The sequence below is a fragment of the Streptomyces sp. NPDC051133 genome (assembly GCF_040682635.1).
Lineage (GTDB): Bacteria > Actinomycetota > Actinomycetes > Streptomycetales > Streptomycetaceae > Streptomyces.
Genome location: NZ_JBFBBK010000135.1, coordinates 1 through 4,482 on the forward strand (window position 1 = coordinate 1; position 4,482 = coordinate 4,482).

The window sequence follows — 4,482 nt, forward strand, 5'->3', positions numbered from 1 at the left end:
GGTCCGCAGCCGATGGCTCACCGCCTCGTCCAGCGTCACCGGACGCTGCATCTGGGCGGCCAGCCGCCCGGCCTCTCGGCCGAGCCAGGCAACGTCTTCCCAAGGCAGCCGCACCACCAGAGAGAGCTCGGCCTCGCCGTCGGGCAGGGCGCGCATCGAAGGAGTAACTCGGTCGTTCATCGCTCGTACCTTGCGTCGTCCCCCCTGGTCCGCCTACCGCGCCGCGGGGGGTTAAGGAGACATACGGAAGCGCGGACGGCCACGTTCACCGATGTGCCCGGCACATGGCGGGGCTTTACGGAACCACCTCCACGGCCGGAGGTGCCGACCGGTCACCGGTGACTTGCGACCGTTCGTCGTAAAGCCAGAGCCGTCCGTCGGGCCACCAGCAACACCGAGCGGCAAGTCCCGCCCGAAGGCACGCGATCTAGGTGCGGGGAGCGCACGATAGCCCGCCAACGAGAACCTCCATACACCGACGCCTCAACCGCGCTCCAAGCTGGGAGCGGCAACTGGGTCCTTCCGTGCTCTCCGGCGCCGGCGCATGGCCACCAGGCAACCGGCCTGTTCTCACTGACATGGACGATTTTCACCATATACATGTCGATTGTTACGGCTCGGCTCAACGGCGTCCTACTCGCTTTGTTGACAGCGCTTTTGGTGACCTTCATGCTGCCCACCGGCCCGAGAACTGGGCCAGCGGACCCGACTGTTGCAGGCCGGCGGCTGAGCGGGGGCTGCTCACGCCGCTGATCGCCTGGTACGGCTCCTTCGCCGGAGTGGCGAACGCCACCTGGAAGGACAGGTCCCTGCCGACGTGTGGCCATTCTCGGCTTGGTCCGCCACCGGATGGCCTCATCGACGGGGCGGAGCATCCCGTGAGCAACAACTGGCGCTCTTTCCCCGACCTGGCCGGGAACTGAACTGTGCTTTGTTTTCGCTCGTATGGGAAAGACAGGTCGACCAGGTAGTTCGCGGGCGGTGATGCGCATGCGCAAGCGAGGGCGGGGGTCCTCCAGCTGCGTGGCCACGTCCAATGCCACCTTGGTACTGCGAAGTGTGCGCGCGGCAGTGTTCGCCATGCTGTGCCTGCTGCTCGCCATTGGAGGACACGCGTTGGCCACGGGGGTCCCGCCGCCAGTACCGGTGCAGGCCGCCGCGATCGCACCGGTCTTCGCGGCGAGCTGTGCGCTGTGCGGCCGGGAGCGGTCGCTGGCCGGAATCGGCGGCGCGATGCTCGCCGTCCAGGGCGGGCTGCACCTCGTGTTCAAGAGGGCCCAGGCCCACCACGCAGAAACGGTCATGCATGGCATGCGAATGGCCCATGCCCATGCGGTGACACCTCACGCCACCGTTTCCCATAATGCGGCGACCGTAGTGCTGACCTGGTGGCTGCGGCGCGGTGAGGCCGCGGTGTGGTCGTTGCTGCGGGGGGCGGCCGCATTCGGGTGGGCACTGGCGGCCTGGTGGCACCTGGCCGGAAGGCTGCGGGGCATAGCGGACCTGCCGGAGCCCACGCGCCGGGCCGGTGGGGAATCGGCGGCGCTGAAGGGAACGCGACTGCGGTATGCCGTACACCGGCGGGGGCCGCCGACGAGGACGCAGTACGCGATCTGCCCCCGACGTCCCTTCCTTCAGTACGGAGATCAATCCACTCATGTCCCCGAACCGCACCGTTCTGCACCGCGTCGGCACCGTCACCGCGCTAACCACCGTCGGTTTCCTCGCCACGGCCGGGGTCGCCGCCGCACACGTCAGCATTCATCCCGACAACTACGTCAAGGGCACCACGGACGGCGTCCTCACCTTCCGCGTACCGAACGAGGAGGACGAGGCCAGCACCACCAAGGTCCAGGTATTCTGACCACCGATCACCCTGTTCTCGGGGTACTGGTCCATCCGCAGGACGGCTGGACCGCCCAGGTCACCGACACCAAGCTCAAGACACCGATCAAGACCGACGACGGAACCATCACCGACGCCGTCTCAGAGATCACCTTCACCGGCGGCAAGATCCGACCAGGGCAGTACGAGGACTTCAACGTTGCCTTCGGCCAGCTCCCTGACGACACCGACCAGCTGAGCTTCAAGACGCTGCAGACGTACTCCGACGGGAAGGTCGTCCGCTGGATCGAGGCGGCCCAAGGCGGCCAGGAGCCGGAGAACCCGGCGCCGGTCCTCAAGCTCACCGCCAAGGCCACGAAGAACGGCAGCACTGCCTCAACCGCCTCGCCCGCGAGCGCGAAGAGCTCCGCCAGCTCCACGTCGGCGGTCTCGGCCAGCGACTCGACCGCCCGCCGTCTTGGGATCGCCGGCCTGGCTGTCGGTGCGCTAGGACTCGCGGCAGCGGCGTTCGCCATGCGCCGGGGCCGCGCCAACGGGGTCCGCCCCCGCCCGGGACAGCGAAGACGGCGCTGAACTGCCGCTGGAAGTCCCGAACGCGGTCACCACCCACAATCCGAGCCCGCTGCGCGGGGCGCTCGCGCCGAGCCGCAACGGTATGGCCAGTACCTGCCGCAGACGTTGTGATGAGCTGACGGGGGACGTCTTGTTCTCATGTCCCCCTGGAGCATGAGACACCCGCCTGCTCCACGTCACCCCCCGGTCCGGCGAGTTCGGCGGCCCGGTTCAGCCCCGACGGGGTGTCTTCGGCGGTCAGGCATGGTCCTCGGCGACTGGGGGCGAGCTGAGTGTGCAAGACGGTGGGACGCGCGGACTTGGGTGCGCCGGTGCGGATGAGGCCCAGGGGCCAGCGCGGGAGGGGAGCGGGGCGAGCATGCCGGAGACGTCCTTGCCGTCCATCGAGGCGAAGAGCAGCACGGGTGGTCCCAAGTGTCCGTTGCCACGGGCATGACACAGGATCTCAGGGGCCGCGGTCGCGACTCCTTGGGGATTGGTGGCGCCTTCCAGCAGGACGCGGCCCGTCCAGCTATCCAGCCGGCTCTCGACCAGTTCAAGGCGTCCGGGCCAGCGTGTGGCTACCATTCGTGAGCGAAGCTGTTCCCTGTAGTCCACACGCCGGATCTTGCCACTGCGCGTTATGGAGAAGCGGCAATGAGTGAGAACGAAGGTGTCCAACAGCCGTAACCGCACACTTCCTTTGGCGGGCGCCGCCCGGACGGGGTCTCAACCGCCTGGTCTCCTACGACACCTGCACCACCGTCTGCACTCCGCAGCCGATCGTCTACCACCAGCGCCCTGCGCCCATCCCACCGACAGGCGCTCGGTCCGGCCGGCTGGCCCACCGCTTGCACGCCGCGACAGGCCGCCCAGTCCGCGCTGGGGCCCTCACGGCGGCCGTCGCAGCCAGAGCCTTGTTCCCACCAAGTCGTACACGGTGACCGACACCCCCCTTTCGCGATGCTGACGTAGCCGCCGTACCCCGTGCGATCCTCATTCGCCTCACCAGACGGCACGACCGGTGGGTGAGAGTCATCGAGCCTGCAACGTGGCCGTCTGCGCCTTGCTTGACCCGCCACTGGAGAGACCTCAGGCCGGCCCAAGGGAATCGCACCAATGATGAGGCCGGCTATGCCAGTGATCAGGGGACGCGCCCAAAGCTCCCTCGGCGCAGGCATGTTCTCAGATGACAGCAGTGCAACCGGCGGTTCGGCCAGTTAGGCGCTGCATCATGGCAACGCGCCTTCACGCAGCGCACATGATCGCGACGACGGCTCCACTGTACGATGACGTGGCGGTATCGCTCGGCCCCGTCGCTTGGCGGGCATACCCGGACATGAAGGCGTGCCACTGCTGGGCCGGCCGGTAGCTGCCCGTTCCAGACCCCTGGCAGGGGGAAACCCGTTTCCCTCGCGGGCCGAGACCGCTAGAGGGGTTTTCAGCCTCCAACGGCCCACGACACCGGTCTGACAGTGAGAGTGCTGAGTTGAGGATGACCAGGGACAGCTCATCCTGCTGCCGCGCCTTTGCTCGCCCAGCCCACGCACGACCATTTCGTCCCTCGCCCCGCCACAGGAGGAACACGGTTGAGTGACGGAAGGCGACGTCGTTGGGGCAGGACTGGCCCCTTGCCAGGCGTCTACGGGGCCGGGAAGTTTCCGGCCCCGTAGCTCCGATTATTTGGTGTGCTGCTTTGCGGGGCTTGGCACTATGCAGAGCCTCAAGTCGTTGACGAACTCGCCGATCGGGGGATTAAGGAGCTTATCGGACTTGATACCCTTGGGGTACTTCTTTGTGGGGTACTTGTAGAAGTCGGCGTTGCCGTGAGGCTCCCCAGAGCCCCCGATGAAGACGCCGCGGGCGCCGTAAGGGCCGTGGAGGGCAAAATTTACCATTCGCCAGTCAGGGGCCATGTCGATGGTGACTGAGCCGTCGCTATGCGGGGCAGGGAATTTGAACGTGACAGGCTGGTGCGCGGGGATCGCGTATACGGAGAAGGCGAACGCTTTTCTCCCCAAGATTTGGGTACAGGTTGGGAGGCCGGGGTACTCCACGGGCTGCACGTGTGCCGCGCTGGGCGTC

2 protein-coding genes and 2 pseudogenes are annotated in these 4,482 nt (G+C 67.1%); 2 read left to right on the forward strand and 2 right to left on the reverse strand.

Features of this window, described 5'->3' with window-relative positions; translation table 11 throughout:
* A pseudogene (locus tag AB0N17_RS45245) lies at nucleotides 1-180 on the reverse strand (hypothetical protein); the annotation flags it as partial.
* Nucleotides 181-447: 267 nt separating this feature from the next.
* On the opposite strand from AB0N17_RS45245, the gene AB0N17_RS45250 reads away from it, so the two are divergent.
* Complete coding sequence (locus AB0N17_RS45250) at nucleotides 448-753, forward strand: GPR1/FUN34/YaaH family transporter (RefSeq protein WP_366017531.1); 306 nt, start codon at nucleotides 448-450, stop codon at nucleotides 751-753.
* A 904-nt stretch (nucleotides 754-1,657) separates the two neighbouring features.
* Nucleotides 1,658-2,418 (forward strand): annotated as a pseudogene (locus AB0N17_RS45255) (YcnI family protein).
* A gap of 1,658 nt (nucleotides 2,419-4,076) precedes the next feature.
* Here the strand turns inward: AB0N17_RS45255 and AB0N17_RS45260 are convergent.
* Nucleotides 4,077-4,482: hypothetical protein (locus AB0N17_RS45260; RefSeq protein ID WP_366017530.1), on the reverse strand; the 406-nt coding region annotated here is incomplete at its 5' end.